The organism is Clostridium psychrophilum (genome assembly GCF_018861705.1).
GTDB lineage: Bacteria > Bacillota > Clostridia > Clostridiales > Clostridiaceae > Clostridium_AD > Clostridium_AD psychrophilum.
Window position 1 is genome coordinate 1 of record NZ_JAHLEC010000043.1, and the last position, 17,545, is coordinate 17,545.

At 30.0% G+C, this 17,545-nt stretch carries 17 protein-coding genes; all 17 read left to right on the forward strand.

The genetic code is table 11. The annotated features are described in order from the left end of the window. The first annotated feature begins 134 nt into the window (after window positions 1–134). A complete protein-coding gene (gene hemW, locus KPL38_RS10570) occupies window positions 135–1,256 on the forward strand; it encodes a radical SAM family heme chaperone HemW (RefSeq protein WP_216289100.1) in 1,122 nt (373 codons plus the stop codon). Between the two features lie 205 nt (window positions 1,257–1,461). Then, on the forward strand, window positions 1,462–2,508 hold the full coding sequence (gene hrcA, locus KPL38_RS10575) for a heat-inducible transcriptional repressor HrcA (RefSeq protein WP_216289101.1): 1,047 nt from the start codon (window positions 1,462–1,464) through the stop codon (window positions 2,506–2,508). Between the two features lie 74 nt (window positions 2,509–2,582). Beyond that, the gene (gene grpE, locus KPL38_RS10580; protein ID WP_216289121.1) at window positions 2,583–3,272 is read left to right on the forward strand and encodes a nucleotide exchange factor GrpE; all 690 of its coding nucleotides are present in this window, start codon (window positions 2,583–2,585) and stop codon (window positions 3,270–3,272) included. 80 nt (window positions 3,273–3,352) lie between these two features. Then, window positions 3,353–5,230 (forward strand): molecular chaperone DnaK, encoded by a 1,878-nt coding sequence (gene dnaK / locus KPL38_RS10585; RefSeq protein WP_216289102.1) that lies wholly within the window; start codon window positions 3,353–3,355, stop codon window positions 5,228–5,230. Between the two features lie 174 nt (window positions 5,231–5,404). Then, window positions 5,405–6,526, forward strand: a complete 1,122-nt coding sequence (gene dnaJ, locus KPL38_RS10590; protein ID WP_216289103.1) for a molecular chaperone DnaJ — start codon at window positions 5,405–5,407, stop codon at window positions 6,524–6,526. A 58-nt stretch (window positions 6,527–6,584) separates the two neighbouring features. Next, window positions 6,585–7,523, forward strand: a complete 939-nt coding sequence (gene prmA / locus KPL38_RS10595; RefSeq protein ID WP_216289104.1) for a 50S ribosomal protein L11 methyltransferase — start codon at window positions 6,585–6,587, stop codon at window positions 7,521–7,523. Between the two features lie 41 nt (window positions 7,524–7,564). Continuing rightward, window positions 7,565–8,317: a 16S rRNA (uracil(1498)-N(3))-methyltransferase gene (locus tag KPL38_RS10600; protein WP_216289105.1), complete on the forward strand. Its 753-nt coding sequence runs from the start codon at window positions 7,565–7,567 to the stop codon at window positions 8,315–8,317. A gap of 183 nt (window positions 8,318–8,500) precedes the next feature. Beyond that, window positions 8,501–8,851, forward strand: coding sequence for a histidine triad nucleotide-binding protein (locus tag KPL38_RS10605; RefSeq protein ID WP_312884187.1), 351 nt, complete (start codon window positions 8,501–8,503; stop codon window positions 8,849–8,851). A gap of 222 nt (window positions 8,852–9,073) precedes the next feature. After that, window positions 9,074–9,250 (forward strand): 30S ribosomal protein S21, encoded by a 177-nt coding sequence (rpsU, locus tag KPL38_RS10610; protein WP_071613601.1) that lies wholly within the window; start codon window positions 9,074–9,076, stop codon window positions 9,248–9,250. Window positions 9,251–9,609: 359 nt separating this feature from the next. Continuing rightward, complete coding sequence (gene yqfC, locus KPL38_RS10615) at window positions 9,610–9,894, forward strand: sporulation protein YqfC (protein WP_216289106.1); 285 nt, start codon at window positions 9,610–9,612, stop codon at window positions 9,892–9,894. After that, entirely contained in the window at window positions 9,887–11,044 is a 1,158-nt protein-coding gene (gene yqfD, locus KPL38_RS10620) for a sporulation protein YqfD (RefSeq protein WP_246577911.1), read from the forward strand. Before yqfC ends, yqfD begins: the two co-directional genes overlap by 8 nt. Window positions 11,045–11,110: 66 nt before the next feature. Further along, window positions 11,111–13,210 (forward strand): HD family phosphohydrolase, encoded by a 2,100-nt coding sequence (locus KPL38_RS10625; RefSeq protein ID WP_216289108.1) that lies wholly within the window; start codon window positions 11,111–11,113, stop codon window positions 13,208–13,210. A gap of 59 nt (window positions 13,211–13,269) precedes the next feature. Beyond that, window positions 13,270–13,770 (forward strand): rRNA maturation RNase YbeY, encoded by a 501-nt coding sequence (ybeY, locus tag KPL38_RS10630; RefSeq protein ID WP_216289109.1) that lies wholly within the window; start codon window positions 13,270–13,272, stop codon window positions 13,768–13,770. A 73-nt stretch (window positions 13,771–13,843) separates the two neighbouring features. Next, the gene (locus KPL38_RS10635) at window positions 13,844–14,542 is read left to right on the forward strand and encodes a diacylglycerol kinase (RefSeq protein ID WP_216289110.1); all 699 of its coding nucleotides are present in this window, start codon (window positions 13,844–13,846) and stop codon (window positions 14,540–14,542) included. Between the two features lie 316 nt (window positions 14,543–14,858). After that, window positions 14,859–15,740: a GTPase Era gene (gene era, locus KPL38_RS10640; RefSeq protein ID WP_216289111.1), complete on the forward strand. Its 882-nt coding sequence runs from the start codon at window positions 14,859–14,861 to the stop codon at window positions 15,738–15,740. An 11-nt stretch (window positions 15,741–15,751) separates the two neighbouring features. Continuing rightward, window positions 15,752–16,507 carry a DNA repair protein RecO gene (recO, locus tag KPL38_RS10645; RefSeq protein WP_216289123.1) on the forward strand — a complete coding sequence of 252 codons (756 nt, stop codon included), beginning with the start codon at window positions 15,752–15,754 and terminating at the stop codon, window positions 16,505–16,507. Window positions 16,508–16,545: 38 nt separating this feature from the next. Next, window positions 16,546–17,274, forward strand: a complete 729-nt coding sequence (locus KPL38_RS10650) for a DUF4342 domain-containing protein (RefSeq protein WP_216289112.1) — start codon at window positions 16,546–16,548, stop codon at window positions 17,272–17,274. Window positions 17,275–17,545 lie beyond the last annotated feature (271 nt).

A 17,545-nucleotide genomic window follows, 5' to 3' on the forward strand; every position in this document is an offset into this window, starting at 1 on the left:
CAACAATTATACCAGAAAGAGGGGGTCATTGTTTTTTTTCTTAAAAACAGCTACAATCCTTGCAATTGCAGGGTCTTAAATAAATAAAACAAAGATAGTGTTAACACTATCTTAGGATAGGGTGAGGATAAGATATGAAAAAAGTGGCTTTATATATACACATTCCTTTTTGTAAGCAGAAGTGTTTATATTGTGATTTCCCGTCATTTGCTGGTAAAGAGGGGTGTATGATTGATTATGCCTCAGCTCTTGCAAAAGAAATAGATAGTATTAAAGATAAAAAAATAAAAACTATATTTATAGGTGGGGGAACTCCCACCTATTTATCTTTAGAAGGCTGGGAGATAATAAAAAAAAGTATTATTAAATTAGATGTATGTTCTGATTTAGAATTTACAGTAGAAGGAAACCCGGGGACATTTACAAGAGAAAAATTAGAGTTTTTAAAGAAAATGGGAGTTAATAGACTTAGCATTGGTCTCCAAGCTTGGCAAGATTCCTTACTTAAAGAGCTCGGCAGAATCCATACTATTGAAGATTTTATTGAAAGTTTTGAAATGGCTAGAGATATAGGATTTAATAATATAAATGTTGATTTAATGTTTGGACTTCCATCTCAAACGCTTAAGCAGTATATAGAGACTTTAAAAAATGTGATTGATCTTAAACCAGAACATTTGTCTTGTTATAATTTAATAATTGAAGAGGGAACGGAGTTTTATAAAAGATTTGAAGAAGGTAATTTAAAATTACCAGATGAAGAATTAGAAAGAACTATGTATGCAAAAACTATAGATGTCTTAAAGGACAATGGATATATACAATATGAAATTTCTAATTTTGCAAAAGGAAACAAGGTATGCAGGCACAATTTAGTTTACTGGGAAATGGATGAATATATTGGTTGCGGATCTGCATCTCATTCATATAGTGATGGATTTAGATATAGAAATGAGGAAAATATAGAAAAATATATTAAGATGATGAATGTTAATAACAATGCAATAGTGGAAAAAACAAAAAATTCCTATAAAGATGATATGGAAGAGTTTATGTTTATGGGTCTTAGAAAGTCTGCAGGTATAAGCAAAAGTGAATTCATGACAAGGTTCGGAATCGATATGACTAGTGTTTATGGGAAAGTAATAGATAAATATACAAGTACTGGTTTTATGAAAGAAAATAGGGAGAGTATATTTTTAACATTTGATGGGATTGAGGTATCTAATGTTATCATGGCGGAAATTATTTTGTAAATCTAAATATTAAAATAAAAATTTTATATAAGATTCATGCAAGATATGAAGGAATATATAGCATGAGTGATCTAAATTGAAATAGACGTTATATACTGCCATATTTAAAAACAAAGGTTATTGACAAAATCAATAGCTAATGATACATTTAATACATGCTCGTTAGCACTCAACGGTAGTGAGTGCTAATAAAAGAGGTGATATTATGGAAATGGATGAAAGAAAAATTAAGATACTTCAGGCTATAATTACAGATTATATAAACAATGGTGAGCCTGTAGGGTCCAGAACCATAGCAAAAAAATATGATCTAGGTATTAGTTCAGCTACTATAAGAAATGAAATGTCAGATCTCGAAGATATGGGGTATATAGAACATCTACATACCTCATCAGGTAGAAAACCATCAGATAAGGGTTATAGATTATATGTTGATAGACTAATGGAACTTACAAAACTATCAACTGAAGAAGAGTATATGATTAAAAACCACCTTATTAATGCCGCTTTATATGAGGTTGATAAAATTGTTAAGCAGGCAACACAAATGCTTGCACTTCTTACAAATCTTACATCTATAGTAAAGGCACCATCTGTTCAAAAAAGTTGTATAAAGTATATTCAATTAGTTAATTTAGATGGTGTAAGTTTATTATTTGTAATTATTACTGATAGTGGTATTATTAAAAACAATGTTATAAAGATTAGTAAGCCTCTTAGTAGTTCTACCATAGAAAAACTTACAAACATACTTAATTGTAGATTAGGAAAGCTTACAATTCAGCAAATAAATTTGGAGGTCATAAATAATTTAAAAAGTGATTTAGTCGCTTATGAAGAAATTTTTGATGGTATTATTCCAGCTTTATATGATAGTTTGTCTGGTGTTGATGCTTCAGAAGTGTATATTCAAGGTGCTGCAAATATATTTAACTATCCAGAATATAATAATATTACTAAAGCTCGAGAATTTTTAGTTTTGGTTGACAATAAGGAAAGTATAAATAGTTTACTTGGAGCTAATGATACGACTGGTAATATTACAATTAAAATTGGTGGAGAAAATTTTGTGAAATGTGCTCGTGAGTGCAGTATTATAACTGCAGTTTATAGTGCATCTGGAATACCATTAGGATCTATTGGTGTTATAGGACCGACAAGGATTCCATACGGAAAAGTTATTTCTGTATTAATTGAAGTGGTTAAAGAATTAAATGATAATATAGCTCAAATATATAATGATCATAGATAAAGTTTTAAATTAGAAGATTTACTTTGAGCCAGAAATGGAGGAATAATTTAGTGTGTACAAACAATGTTGAAGAAATGGAAGAAGCCAATACTAAAGCATCAGATGAAGGGTCAAGTTCAGTTGATGAAACTAGCGAATCCCAAAGTAATGAGCAAGAGAATGATAGTATTGAAGACAAAACATTAGAAGATGCTGAGGTACTAGAAGAAGCTGAGATAGTAGAAGACCCTGAAAATGTGGAAAATGAAGAGTTAGAAGCCAATGAGCCAGAAGAACTTTTAGAAAGTGATAAAGTAAAGGATATGAAAAAAAATAAGAAGAAATTACAAGAAGAAAACAAAAAATTGCAAGAAGATGTAGACGCTGTTAAAGACAAATTTTTAAGAACGACTGCTGAATATGAAAACTTTAGGAAAAGAACTGTAAAAGAAAAACAAAACATATACACAGATGCCTGTGCTGATGTTTTAAAAGAAATTTTACCAGTGCTTGATAACTTAGAAAGAGCGCTTTCTGTTGAAGGTGGCGGTGAAGACCTAAGAACTGGTGTAGAAAATACAGTTAAATTATTTGATACTGCATTTAAAAAGCTAGGGGTTGAAGAATTAGCTTCAACAGGTGAATTTGACCCTAATCTACACAACGCAGTAATGCATGTAGAAGATGAAGAATATGGAGTAAATCAGATAGTAGAAGTATTACAAAAAGGTTATAAAAAACAAGACAAAGTATTAAGACACAGTATGGTTAAAGTTGCTAATTAAAGATTCAAATTATAAAAAAATAAATATTATAACAGTTATTAATTGTTATGGTATAAAAGGAATATAGGGAGGATTTAATAATGGGAAAAATTATAGGAATAGATTTAGGTACAACAAATTCATGTGTAGCAGTTATGGAGGGTGGAGAAGCTGTCGTAATTTCTAATTCAGAAGGCGCAAGAACTACACCATCTGTAGTTTCATTTCAAGCGAATGGTGAAAGATTAGTAGGTCAAGTGGCTAAAAGACAGGCAATAACAAATCCAGATAAAACAATAATGTCAATAAAAAGAGAAATGGGTACAGACCATAAAGTAACAATAGACGGAAAAGCACATACACCACAAGAAATCTCAGCTTATATATTACAAAAAATAAAAGCAGATGCAGAGGCTTATTTAGGCGAAAAAGTTACAGAAGCTGTTATAACTGTACCAGCATATTTTAATGATGGTCAAAGACAAGCAACAAAAGATGCAGGAAAAATAGCAGGTCTTGAAGTTAAGAGAATAATAAATGAACCAACAGCAGCAGCACTAGCTTACGGACTAGATAAAATGGATGTTAACCAAAAGATATTGGTATATGATTTAGGTGGCGGTACATTTGATGTATCTATATTAGAACTTGGTGATGGTTTATTCGAAGTTAAATCTACTAACGGAAATACAAAACTTGGTGGAGATGACTTTGACGAAAATGTTATGAACTATATAGCAGATACTTTTAAGGCAGATAATGGAATAGATTTAAGAAATGATAAAATGGCTGTTCAAAGACTTAAAGAAGCCGCTGAAAAAGCAAAAATTGAATTATCATCATCAACACAAACAAATATTAATCTACCATTTATTACAGCTGACGCAACAGGTCCTAAGCATATAGATATGAACTTAACAAGAGCTAAATTTAATGAATTAACTCATGATTTAGTTGCTTCAACAATAGAACCTATGAAAAAAGCAATTGCAGATGCAGGTTTATCTCTTAATGAAATAGATAAGATTGTACTTGTAGGTGGTTCAACAAGAACACCAGCAGTTCAAGATGCAGTTAAAGAATTTACTGGTAAAGAACCTTCAAAGGGAGTAAATCCAGATGAGTGTGTTGCACTTGGCGCAGCAATTCAAGCAGGAGTATTAAGTGGAGACGTTAAAGATGTTTTACTTCTTGATGTAACTCCATTAACACTAGGAATTGAAACTTTAGGTGGAATAGCTACTTCTCTAATTGATAGAAATACTACAATTCCAGCTAAAAAGAGTCAAGTATTCTCAACAGCTGCAGATGGTCAAACATCAGTTGAAATTAATATTGTTCAAGGTGAACGTCAAATGGCTGCAGCTAATAAATCCTTAGGAAGAGTTACACTTTCAGGAATTGCATCAGCACCAAGAGGAATTCCACAAATAGAGGTTACTTTTGATATAGATGCTAACGGCATTGTAAATGTATCAGCTAAGGACAAAGGAACAGGAAAAGAAGCTAAAATAACAATCACAGCATCAACTAATTTAAGTGATGACGAAATTGATAAAGCAGTAAAAGAAGCAGAAAAATTTGCAGGCGAAGATAAGAAGAGAAAAGAAGAAATAGAAGTTAAGAATAATGCAGAACAGTTAGTATATCAAACTGAAAAAAGCTTAACTGACCTTGGAGATAAAGTATCAGAGGAAGATAAGAAAGATATAGAGGCTAAATTAGAAGCTCTTAAAAAGATTAAAGATCTTGACGATACTGAAGCTACAAAGAAATCTACTGAAGAGTTAACTCAGGCTTTCTATGCAGTAACTACAAAGGTATACCAGGCAGAAGCAGAAGCAGCTAAAGCTCAAGGCGGTGCTCCAAGTGACGATAATGCCACAGGAGATACTAAGACAGATGACAATGTAGTAGATGCTGACTACAAGGTAGAAGAAGACGAAAAGAAAGATGAAACAAAAAAAGAAGATAAATAATTAATATAATAATAAAATTGGGGATGGGTAACTACCCTTCCCCAATTTTAATGTTCCTTAAGTAAAACAATAATATCAAAAGTGATAGAATAACTATATAATATTAGGACTTGTTTATATTAAGGGTTAGTTTATAATATAAAAGTATATATATTTTAGGTGGTGAAAAACTAGATGGCAAATAAAGATTATTATGAAACACTTGGCATAGGTAGAGATGCAAGTGAAGAAGAAATTAAAAAAGCTTTTAAAAAAGGTGCGTTAAAATACCATCCAGATAGAAATCCAGATAATAAAGCAGCTGAAGAGAAATTCAAAGAAATGAATGAAGCATACCAGGTTTTATCTAATCCAGAAAAAAAATCAAGGTATGATCAATATGGTACAGCTGATGCTGGAGGATCGGGATTTGAAAGTAGTTCTGATTTTTCAGGTTTTGGTGGATTTGGCGATATATTTGGAGACATATTTGGAGGGGGATCCTCTCAAAGAAATCAGAATGGGCCAAGAAAAGGTGCAGATTTAGAATATAATCTAAGTTTACGCTTTGAGGAAGCTGTTTTCGGTGTAGAAAAACAAGTTTCTATTACAAGAAATGAAAAATGTGGTGAATGTGGTGGAAGCGGTGCTAAAGCCGGTACAACACCTAAAACTTGTGATAAGTGTGGCGGACATGGTCAGATAAAAGTTCAGAGAAATACTGCTTTTGGAAGTTTCGCTAGTATGAGTACTTGTGATAAGTGTGGAGGTAGTGGACAAATAATATCTGAACCATGTAAAAATTGTCATGGTTCCGGAAAAGAAAGAAAAAATAGAAAGATTAAAATTACTGTTCCAGGTGGAGTTGATACTGGGAATGTTATGCCTTTAAGAGGCCAAGGAGAACAAGGCGAAAAGGGCGGTCCATCAGGAGATTTATACATTAATATTAGAGTTGCTCCTAGCAAAACTTTTAAGAGAAACGGTAATGATGTTCATATAGAATCTCATATAAGTTTTGGGTGCGCAACAATGGGCACTGAAATTAAGGTGTCAACAGTAGATGGAGACGTTAAATACAAAGTTCCAGGAGGAACACAATCTGGAACTGTATTTAGACTTAAGGGTAAGGGAATACCTAGAGTAAACGGACACGGAAGAGGAGATCAATATGTAAAAGTTGTTGTTGATATTCCAAAAACATTGAATGATAAGCAAAAAGATGCTTTAAAAACATTCATGGAAGCAAGTGGTGAGAACGTAGACTTATTTGATGATAACAAAAAGTCTTTTGTAGATAAAATATTGGGTAAATAATAATAAAAAACTCCGTTTTGCGAAACGGAGTTTTTTATTGTAAATAAGGAGAATAATGATGAATAAAGATTGGATGGAAGTAACTATTATAACAAGCACTGCAGCAGTTGAGGCGGTTTCTGCAATGTTATATAATACAGGTGTAAAAGGAGTTTCTATACTAGATCCTTTAGATCTAATATATAGGCGAGACCATACTACAGATTGGGACTATTTTGACGAAACAATTATAGACACAAAAAGCGGGGTTGTAATTAAAGGTTATTATAAGGATGACCAACAATTTGAAAAACATTTAGAAGAAATTAAAACAGGGGTAAATAACTTACCAAGCTTTGGACTAGATAAAGGTGTTGGATCTGTCATTGCGGAAAAAGTAAATGAGGAAGATTGGGAAAATAACTGGAAAAAGTATTATAAACCAATAAAAGTAGGAGAAAAGGTAGTTATAAAGCCAATATGGGAAGAGTACATTAAAAAGCCAGATGAAATAATTGTTGAGTTAGATCCAGGTATGGCTTTTGGTACTGGTTCTCACGAAACTACTAGGATGTGTATAAAAGCATTAGAGAGACATGTAGACAACAACTCAACTGTCTTTGATATAGGAACAGGGTCAGGAATATTGGCTATTACAGCAGCCAAATTAGGAGCTAAAAAAACAATAGGTGTTGATTTAGATCCAGTAGCAGTAGATTCCGCAAAACAAAATATTTCTTACAATGATATAAATAACATTGAGATATTATACGGAGATCTGTTGGAAGTGGTTAAGGGAAAGGCAAACATTGTTATAGCAAACATTATGGCTGATATAATAATGCTTTTGACTGATCAAGTTAAATCGGTATTAGTTTGCGGTGGGTATTTTATATCTTCAGGAATAATTTTATGTAAAAAAGATGAAGTAATAAATAAGTTAACTGAGTGTGGTTTTTCAGTTGAGGAGATAAACACAGAGGGAGAATGGGTTTGCATAGTTGCAAAGTTAATGTAAAACAAGGCATATTAAGGCTAAGGCTTGAGGGAGAATAAATTATGCATAAGTTTTTTGTTCCAAAAGAGAATATAAATGGTAATGATGCAGTTATAGACAATGAAGATGTTAAACATATATATAGGGTATTAAGACTGCAAGTTGGAAATAAGATAAGTATCAATAACTGTGAGGGAAAAGAGTATATTGGAGAAATAACATATATCGATAAGAAAGTTGTTAATGTAAATTTATTAGAAGAAAATCCTATAAATAACGAAAGCCCTATTGAAGTATATTTATTTCAAGGTTTGCCTAAATCAACAAAAATGGATTTGATAGTTCAAAAAAATACAGAGCTTGGAGTTAAAGAAATAACACCTATACTAACTGAAAGAGTAGTTGTTAAAACTGAGCTTAAGGATTATAAGAAAATAGATAGGTGGAATAGGATAGCACTTGAAGCATGTAAGCAGTGTAAAAGAAGTTTGGTACCTCAGATCAATGAAACTATAGAGTTTGATAATTTGCTTGAAGAATTAAGAAAAGTGGATTTAGTGGTGGTTCCTTATGAAAATGAAGAGGGCTATGGTATAAAGAAGCTAGTAAAAGAAGTAGATAAAACACATATTAATAAAGTTGCAATTGTCATAGGGCCAGAGGGTGGATTTGAAGAAATTGAGATATTAAAACTCAAAGAAATAGGAGCAAAAATTGTAACTTTAGGGCCAAGGATACTTAGAACTGAGACTGCTGGTTTTACATGTTTAAGTCTTATAATGTATGAACTAGGAGATCTAGGAGGAAAAATGTGATGAAAGTTGCAATTACTACCTTGGGGTGTAGAGTTACATCTAATAAAAATCATACAATGCGAAGATTAATATATGATTTTAGAAGTACAAGAATTATAAAAAATCCATATTATTAAAATTATAAGCAGGAAAATAAAGTTTTATGTTGAATAGTATAGTATAGGATGAATTGGAGGTGATTATGTGGCAGAGGAAGAATGTATTTTTTGTAAAATAGCGAAGGGTCAAATTCCTTGCGAAATGGTTTATGAAGATGATAAAGTCATAGCATTTAAAGACATAAGCCCAGAGGCACCAATACATGTTATAATTATTCCAAGACAACATATTGTCAACCTAAATTTACTAAAGCAAGATGAAGTAGAAATAATAGGACATATATTTATGGTTGCAAAAAAAATTGTAAAAACCTTAGGAATTGATAAGAGCGGATATAGAATTGTTAATAATTGTGGAGAACAAGGTGGTCAAACAGTTCAACATTTACATTTTCATTTATTAGGTGGACGGATGCTTAAATGGCCACCGGGTTAAGGCACAGAGCGTATTGAATTAAACAATAAGTTAATATGTATGTTTAATTTTTAAAATGATAGCATTTATAAATATTTATATAAAAAATACATTATATCTAATAAATCAGTAATGAAAATGTTGACATAATGTTAAGCTGTGTTGTATAATAAAAAATGTGCTATTTAGGCCCCGCATTAGCTGCTTTTAAAATGAATTGAGCTAGCGGAGGGAGGGATAATGATGTCAGAAATTAAAGTTGGAACAGACGAAACAATTGAGAATGCTTTAAGAAGGTTTAAGAAAAAATGCGCAAGAAGTGGAGTTCTCGGAGAAGTAAGAAAAAGAGAACACTATGAAAAACCAAGCGTTAAGAAGAAGTTGAAATCAGAAGCTGCAAGAAAGAGAAAATTTAAATAGAATTTTTGAAAATGGAAAGCAACAAGGTTTGGTTTTTTAAACAATAAATCTTGTTAAAATACCTTCCTCAGTAGTTAACTAAATCATAAATTTAGAGCTATTCATAGAAGCAGTTATGTAATTGGGAGATATTGGCATGAAACACATTGAAAAATATGTTTGCTTTATTGCTTAAAGTTATGGGCAATGTAAAAGGTAAACTTGTTAGTGAAATAGTAGAATGAAATTTTAATAAATGAAGGACTCGGTAATTACTGAGTCCTTTTTTTTTATCCAAAAATTATAAAGTTAAAAAACTGTAATTTCTTAAGCCTTTTTTTCATAAATTTAGTATGAAGTATTTTAGTGAGGTGAGAGTTATGGATAATAAATTCTATAAAGCAAAAGAAGTTATAGCAAGTAAGTTAGATTTGCCAAGAGACATTCTATTAGATTTACCCAAAATTACTATTTTGGCTAATAATGAAATAAACATAGAAAATCATAAAGGTATAATAATATTCGAAGAAGAGCAAATAAAAATAGATTCAAATGTGGGCGAAATCTCGATTTATGGTAAAGATTTTAAAATATTATTTATAGGGGGAAACACAATAACTTTAAGTGGATACTTTAAGTCTGTTGTGTATGAAAGCTATGAATAATTTTAAAAAGTATAAAAAGGGAATCATTACAATGGAAATTGAGTCATTAATGCCAGAAAGGTTTATAAATTTATTATGGAAAAATGGTGTTATAGCAAAAAACATAAATAAAATCAACGTAACAACTATAATTTTGCAAGTAAAATTGAGTGATTATGGTGAAATTAGCAAAGTTGCAAAGCGAACTAATACTAGGGTTAAAATTATTGGAAGAAGTGGAATATCTTTTTTTATAATAAAATTAAAAAGAAGATCTGCACTTTTTATAGGAATAATTTTATTTGGAAGTATAATATATTATTTGTCTACGTTTGTATGGAACATAGAAATTAACACAGAAAATTATATAAGTCCTTATGAATTACGTAATCAAATTAAAAGTCTTGGAATAAGGCCAGGACTTAAAAAAAAGGATATAGATGTATACGCTCTTGAGAAAAAAATAACTATAAACAATGATGAAATAATGTGGGTAAAAGCAAGGATTGATGGTGTTAAACTAAAAGTTGATGTAATAGAAAGACAATCCCCACCTATAATAGTTAGTAACAAAACACCTTGCAATTTAATAGCAATCAAAGATGGAATAGTTGCTAGAGTATTCACAACTGGTGGTACAGCAATTGTGATGGATGGAACTGTAATACAAAAGGGAGACATATTAGTTAAGGGGGAACAAGGCAAAGAAGAAGCTCTTTACCCAGTACATGCAGAAGGAGAAGTTATAGCTAAAACTTTTTATGAGAAGACTAAAACTGTTCCACTAAATAAAATAACTAAAGTCAGAACTGGCAAAAGCATAACTAATTTATATGTTAAAATTGGAAATAAAAAAATTTATCTGAAAAATAGCTTAATTCCATATACTAATTATGATAAAATAGAAAATAGTAATAATCTAATAAACAAAGAAATCTATTATCAAGTTGAACAAAAAAATATACATGCAAATTCAAAAGAAATTGTAAAAGAATTATATTCTACAATATTTAAGAATTTTGATAAAAGTGTAAAGGTTATAAATAAAATTGAAAATGTAAAAAAGGAGAAAGATAAATATATAATAAAAGTATTGGTTGTTGCTGAGGAGAATGTTGCATCAGAAGCAAATATAGTACCTGATACTAGTAATACAACTGAGAAAAAATAATGTATATGAAAAAAACGGATTAATATACTTTTGGTTTACTTGAGAAGAAAAGGATGGGGTTGGGTTATGAAAAATATTAAGGGGCTTATGAAACTTGATAAGGCAAAGCCGTTTTTAATTTTTATAGTTACGGCGATTATAATATATTCGATTTTAGTAACGGCACTAGTTCCCAAAAAGTATACGTTAAATGTTGGGGATATTGCAAATGCAGATATAAAAGCTCCTAGAGAAGTTGAAAATGAAATGTCCACTGAGAATAATAGAACTAAGGCTGTAGAGTCTGTAGGACAAAAAACAATTAAAATCCCAGTGAATGAAAAGGCAGTAAAGAATATTGGCGATTTATTTGCTAAAGTAGCATTATTAAATAGTACACAAGATAGTACTTCATCTGTTAAATTATTATCAGAAAAGGAAAAAATAGATTCACTCAAAAGCAAAAATTCAATCTCTGACTTTACTTACGAGCAATATCAGACCTTAATAAAACTTGATCGTAGTGATGCGAATGAGCTGCAAAAATTTCTTGAAGATACAATGACAGCTCTTTATGATTTAACTACAATTAATGAAAATAAACCTAAAGAAATTGTAATGGCTCAGGGAATTATTGCCACAGCTTTTAATAATTCTAATTTTCCAAAGAATATACGTGAAATTGGGATGTCTATTGCAAATGCAGAGGTACATCCTAATACAATATATGATAAAAAAGGTACAGATGTGTTAATAGAGGAAGCAAGAAAAAATGTTAAACCTGTTATGATTAAGAAGGAGCAGATTATTGTTAAAGAAGGGGAGCCAATAACCAGTGAACAAAAGGCTCTACTTGAATCGTTAGGGCTCCTAGATAATACTAATAATATTGAATGGTCATTATATTTAAGTCTAGCAGCTCTTGTTTGTCTTGTAATCTTACTTCAATGGTATTACTTATATAAATATCATAAGCAAATATTTAATGATATTAAAAAATTAATTATGTTAAATGCTCTTAATATAATAGCTATATTGATTGCAAGAGTAATAGGGGTAACTTCAATGTTTGTAATTCCACTGGCATGTGTACCAATGCTTATGGCTATTCTAACTAATGATGAGGTGTCAATTGCTTTAAACATTCTTAATTGTATTCTTATAAGTGTTGGAGTTAATTTTAATTATGAAATTACAATATTGGCTGTACTAAATTCCATTGTTGGGGTTATGTTACTTAAGAAAATGCAACAAAGAAATGATATATTATATTCATCCATATATATTGCAATAGTTAATTTGATGGTGTATCTTTCTATGGGATTTTTACTAAGTAACAGTATAATGGATGTTTTAAAAAAGGCGGGAATGGTGTTTCTTGCAAGTCTCATATCTGGAGTACTCACTATAGGCTTTTTACCATTCTTCGAAAGCTTTTTTGACATAGTGACTACTGTTAAACTTTTAGAATTATCAAATCCTAATCATCCATTATTAAAAAGGTTACTTTTAGAGGCACCGGGAAGTTATCATCATTCAGTACTTGTAGCTAATCTTTCTGAAGTCGCAGCAGAGGTAGTTGAAGCAAATCCTGCGCTTGCAAGGGTTGCTGCATATTATCATGATATCGGAAAAATTAAAAGACCCTATTTTTTCAAAGAGAATCAATTAGGAAATGATAATCCACATGATAAAATAACGCCAAATTTAAGTACACTTATAATCATCTCTCATGTCAAGGATGGACTTGAACTTGCAAAAAAATATAAAATACCTAAAGTTATTCAAGATGTAATTGTGCAACATCATGGTACCACTTTAGTTAAATATTTTTATGTAACAATGAAAAATTCTAGTGAAAATCCAGATGATATAAAAGAGGAGGATTTTAGATATCAAGGTCCAAATCCTGAGAGCAAGGAAGCTGCAATTATAATGCTCGCGGATGCAGTGGAAGCTGCTGTAAGATCTATCCAAAATCCGACAAAAGGTAAAATTGAGGAAATGGTTAATAATCTAATAAAAAGTAGACTCAATGATGGGCAATTAAATAATTGTGATTTAACTTTAAAAGATTTAGAAAAGATAAGGAAGGCATTTATGAAAGTTCTTTCAGGAATATATCATGAAAGAATTGAGTATCCATTAGAAAAATGGCAAAAAGATAAAGAAAGTGAAAATAAATAACATGCAGAAGAGTAGCGGCTATTTATTACTTTGAATTAAGTAAAGGAGTATGAATAAGTATGATTTACATTGATAATAGGCAAAATAAGATTGAAGTTACGAGTGAACTCATAAATGTTATAAAAGAGGTCATTGAGTATACATTGCAAGAGGAGAAACTTTTTATAGATAATGAAGTAAGCGTAATATTAATTGATAATGAAGAAATTAAAAAAATAAATCTTAAGCAACGAGGAATAGATAAAATTACAGATGTCTTATCATTTCCTATGTTATATTACCCTAAAAACAAGGTTTTTAAAGATGTGTATGTAAACTATAAATTTGGAGAAAGTGATTTGTATGATAATAAGTTAGTGATTGGTGATGTTGCATTATCTGTAGAAAGATCTAAGGAGCAAAGTGAAGAATATGGGCATTCATTTACACGTGAATGTGCTTATCTTACAGTGCATTCAATTTTGCATCTTTTAGGTTATGACCACATGGAAGAAACTCAAAAAAGTATTATGAGAAAAAGAGAAGAAGAAATATTAAACAATTTTAACATTTCTCGATAAAATATATTACAGCGACTCAGGAGACGATTTAATAAACCTTAAAGTATTATAATATTTACAAAGGTGGTTAAGTATGAAAGTTAAAAAATTAGTTGATAGTTTCAATTATGCTATTGAGGGAATTATATACTCAATTCGTACACAAAGAAATATGAAAATACATATGGTAACTACTATGCTTGTGCTTACTGCCACATTTTTTTTTGATTTGTCAAAGATAGAACTTTTAATTATAACTATAACTATAACACTTGTAATAACGGCGGAAATGATAAATACAGCAGTTGAATGCGCAATAGATGCTACAACTAATTTTTACCATCCTCTAGCTAAAATTGCTAAAAATGTTGCTGCTGGCGCGGTACTTGTGACTGCTATAAATTCAATATTAGTAGCTTATGTTATATTTTGGGACAGAGTAACTCCACTTAACAGGACAGTGATGTTAAAACTTAAAAGATCTGATCCTCACATGATTTTTTTTATACTAGTTATAGTTTGTATTGCAACTGTAGTAGTAAAGGCAATCTATGGTGAAGGAACGCCACTTAGAGGTGGTATGCCAAGTGGTCACGCCACCATAGCTTTTTCATTAGCAACAACCATAACATTATTAAGCAATGAACCATTAATTATGGTATTATCTTATTTCATAGCTGTAATTGTTGCTCAAAGTAGGGTTGATTCAGAAATCCATTCTATAATAGAAGTGGTTTTTGGTGGTGTCTTTGGTACTTTATTAACGTTATTGTTATTTAAAATTTTAGGATAATTCATGTTTTAATTTCATGCATAAAACATCTTAAATATGATTATAATGTTGTTGAAATACTAATAATTGTGATATAATTAATATAGGTGGTTCTTTGCAATAAACTACTTAAACCAGGCGAAAAATGTACATATTATATTAGTATAAAATGAAGAAGATTATATAATTAATACTATGAATAAAATATTACAAGATGTTTTTACTAAAGAAAATGCAGTAAAGACTAATAGCTTATTTAAAAAATTTTATGGATATAAATTAGCAGACTAACTAGTTATTATTTGAAAACATTTTAAGATAACAAAAAGGAGGATATATGTTTAAATCGGGATTCGTAACAATTATTGGAAGGCCTAATGTAGGAAAATCTACATTAATAAATTATATTATGGGGGAAAAGTTATCAATTGTGTCTAGCAGACCACAAACTACACGAAATAATATACAAACTATTTTAACAAATAAAAATTCCCAAATAATATTTGTAGATACTCCAGGAATGCATAAACCTAGACATAAACTAGGCGAATATATGGTTAAAGTGGCGAAACAATCTACTGACGAAGTAGATGTTATATTATTTATAACTACACCTAGCGATAATATTGATAAAGGTGATATTCACATTCTTGAACAATTAAAAGACAGTAAAATTCCAGTGTTTTTGTTAGTTAATAAAATAGATGAGAATACTCAAGGAAGGGTAGCAAAAACTGTTCAAGGTTATTCAGAATACTTTAACTTCAAAGAAATAATACCTATAGCTGCTATAAAAGGTAAAAATGTGGATATAGTTACTAAACTTGTTGAAGAAAATATGCCAGAAGGACCATTATATTATCCAGAAGATATGATTACAGATCAACAAGAGAGATTTATTATAACTGAAATTATAAGAGAAAAAGCATTGAAATTGTTATCACAAGAAGTTCCTCATGGAATAGCAATAGAAATTATTTCCATGAAAAGAGATAAAGATAATATATATAATATTGAGGTTAATATGTTTTGTGAAAAAGATTCACATAAGGGCATAATAATTGGAAAAGGTGGAAAAACCTTGAAGAAGATTCAAGATTATGCAAGACAAGATATAATGAAACTTTTAGGTGAAAAAGTATATTTACGATTATGGGTAAAAGTAAAGAAAGAATGGCGGGACACTTCGAGTATTTTGAAAGAGCTTGGATATAAGTAGGGGATGATTTTCTGTCAGTTTTAAAAACCAGAGCCATAGTTATTAAAACACAAGAGTTTAAAGAAAATGATAAATTAGTATGGTTATTTACTGAAGATTTGGGTAAAATAACGGCTATAGCTAAAGGTGCAAGAAAAAGTAAAAGCAAATATATATCATCAACTCTACCTTGTACTTATGGAGAATTTGTTCTTTTTAAAGGTAGAAATTTATATACAATAAATGAAATTACAATTATAGATTCATTCCAGCAATTATTAAGAAATCTAGACACAATTACATATGCTTCATATTTCAATGAGTTAATTGATATTGCAATGGAAAATGATGAAGTTAATAAAGAACTATTCAGAGATTTAGTATGCACATTTTATTTTATAAAAAATGATGTTATGGATATAGAAATTTTAGCTAGGGCATTTGAATTAAGAATTTTAAAGGCAACAGGTTATGGACTAAACTTTAATCAATGTGTTAAGTGTAGAAAAAAAATTAGTATGTCTAATAATATCGATTCCATATTATATGGACCAATTTGTAAAGATTGTGATAAGTTAAATAGTATATATATTTCAAATCCTACATATAATACATTAAAATTCTTAAATAATTTTGGTATGGATAAAATTAATAGAATTATTGTTTCAAAAACGTCTAAACTTGAATTATATAAAATTTTATCTTATATTATTTCCGAAAGTTATACAAGAAAACCTAAAAGCTTAGAAATGTTTAATTATTTAAGGGAGTACAATGTTAATAATTGATTTGTACCCCTAAATAAAATATAGGGAGGATGATTTTAATGGAAGAAATTACACTAGAAAAAATTGATATTGTTAAAGAAAGAACAGGCGTTTCATATACTGATGCTAAGGAAGCATTAGAAGAGTGTGATAGTAATGTAGTCGATGCTTTAATATATATTGAAGCAAAAGAAAAAAAATCGAATATGTTCAATGTGGATGAAATGTATACTACTAAAGATGAACTTTTAGAATGGATAAAAAGCACAGCTAGAAAAGGCAATGTGTCAAGAATAAAAATAAAGAAAGATCAGACTGTAGTTATAGATATACCTGTTAATGCTGGGATTGCGGCAGGAATATTTGGATTGATTTATCCAGCTTTAATTGCTATAGGATTATTAACTGCTGTACTCACAAAAGTTACTATTGAAGTAACCAAAGCAGATGGCAGTGTAGAAGTAATTAATACTATTATTAAAAATACAGTCGATGATGTTAAAAATAAGATGAGTGATATAAGTGACGATGTAAAAGAAAAATTCAATGAAACAAAAGACAGTTTTAGTAAAAGTAATAAAGATAATAAAGACAAAGACAGTAAAGAAAATTCGAGCGAAGATGTATATCAATATACTGTGAAATTTGATGAGAATGAGGAAAAGGAAGAAGAAGAAGAAGAAGAAGAAGAAGAAAAAGAAGACAAAGACAAAGACAAAGACAAAGACAAAGACAAAGACAAAGACAAAGACAAAGATGATAAAACAGAAGGCCAAGACAAAGAATAATATTATTTGTTTTTTCTTCTGAAAATTATTAATATTGTAAAAATTATGCTTATAAAAGCCAGTAACTAATAGTTACTGGCTTTTATAAAACAAAAATATTGGATAGGTTAGTAAATAAAGTAATTGTAACCCCTACATATCATTATAGAAACGTGGTATAATGATATAAATGGCATGTAAAAATTTAGTAAATATGAATTAATGGAAACGTTTATAATTCAAATATATACCATTTTATACTTATCATCAGATATAATACTAATCGAAGGGG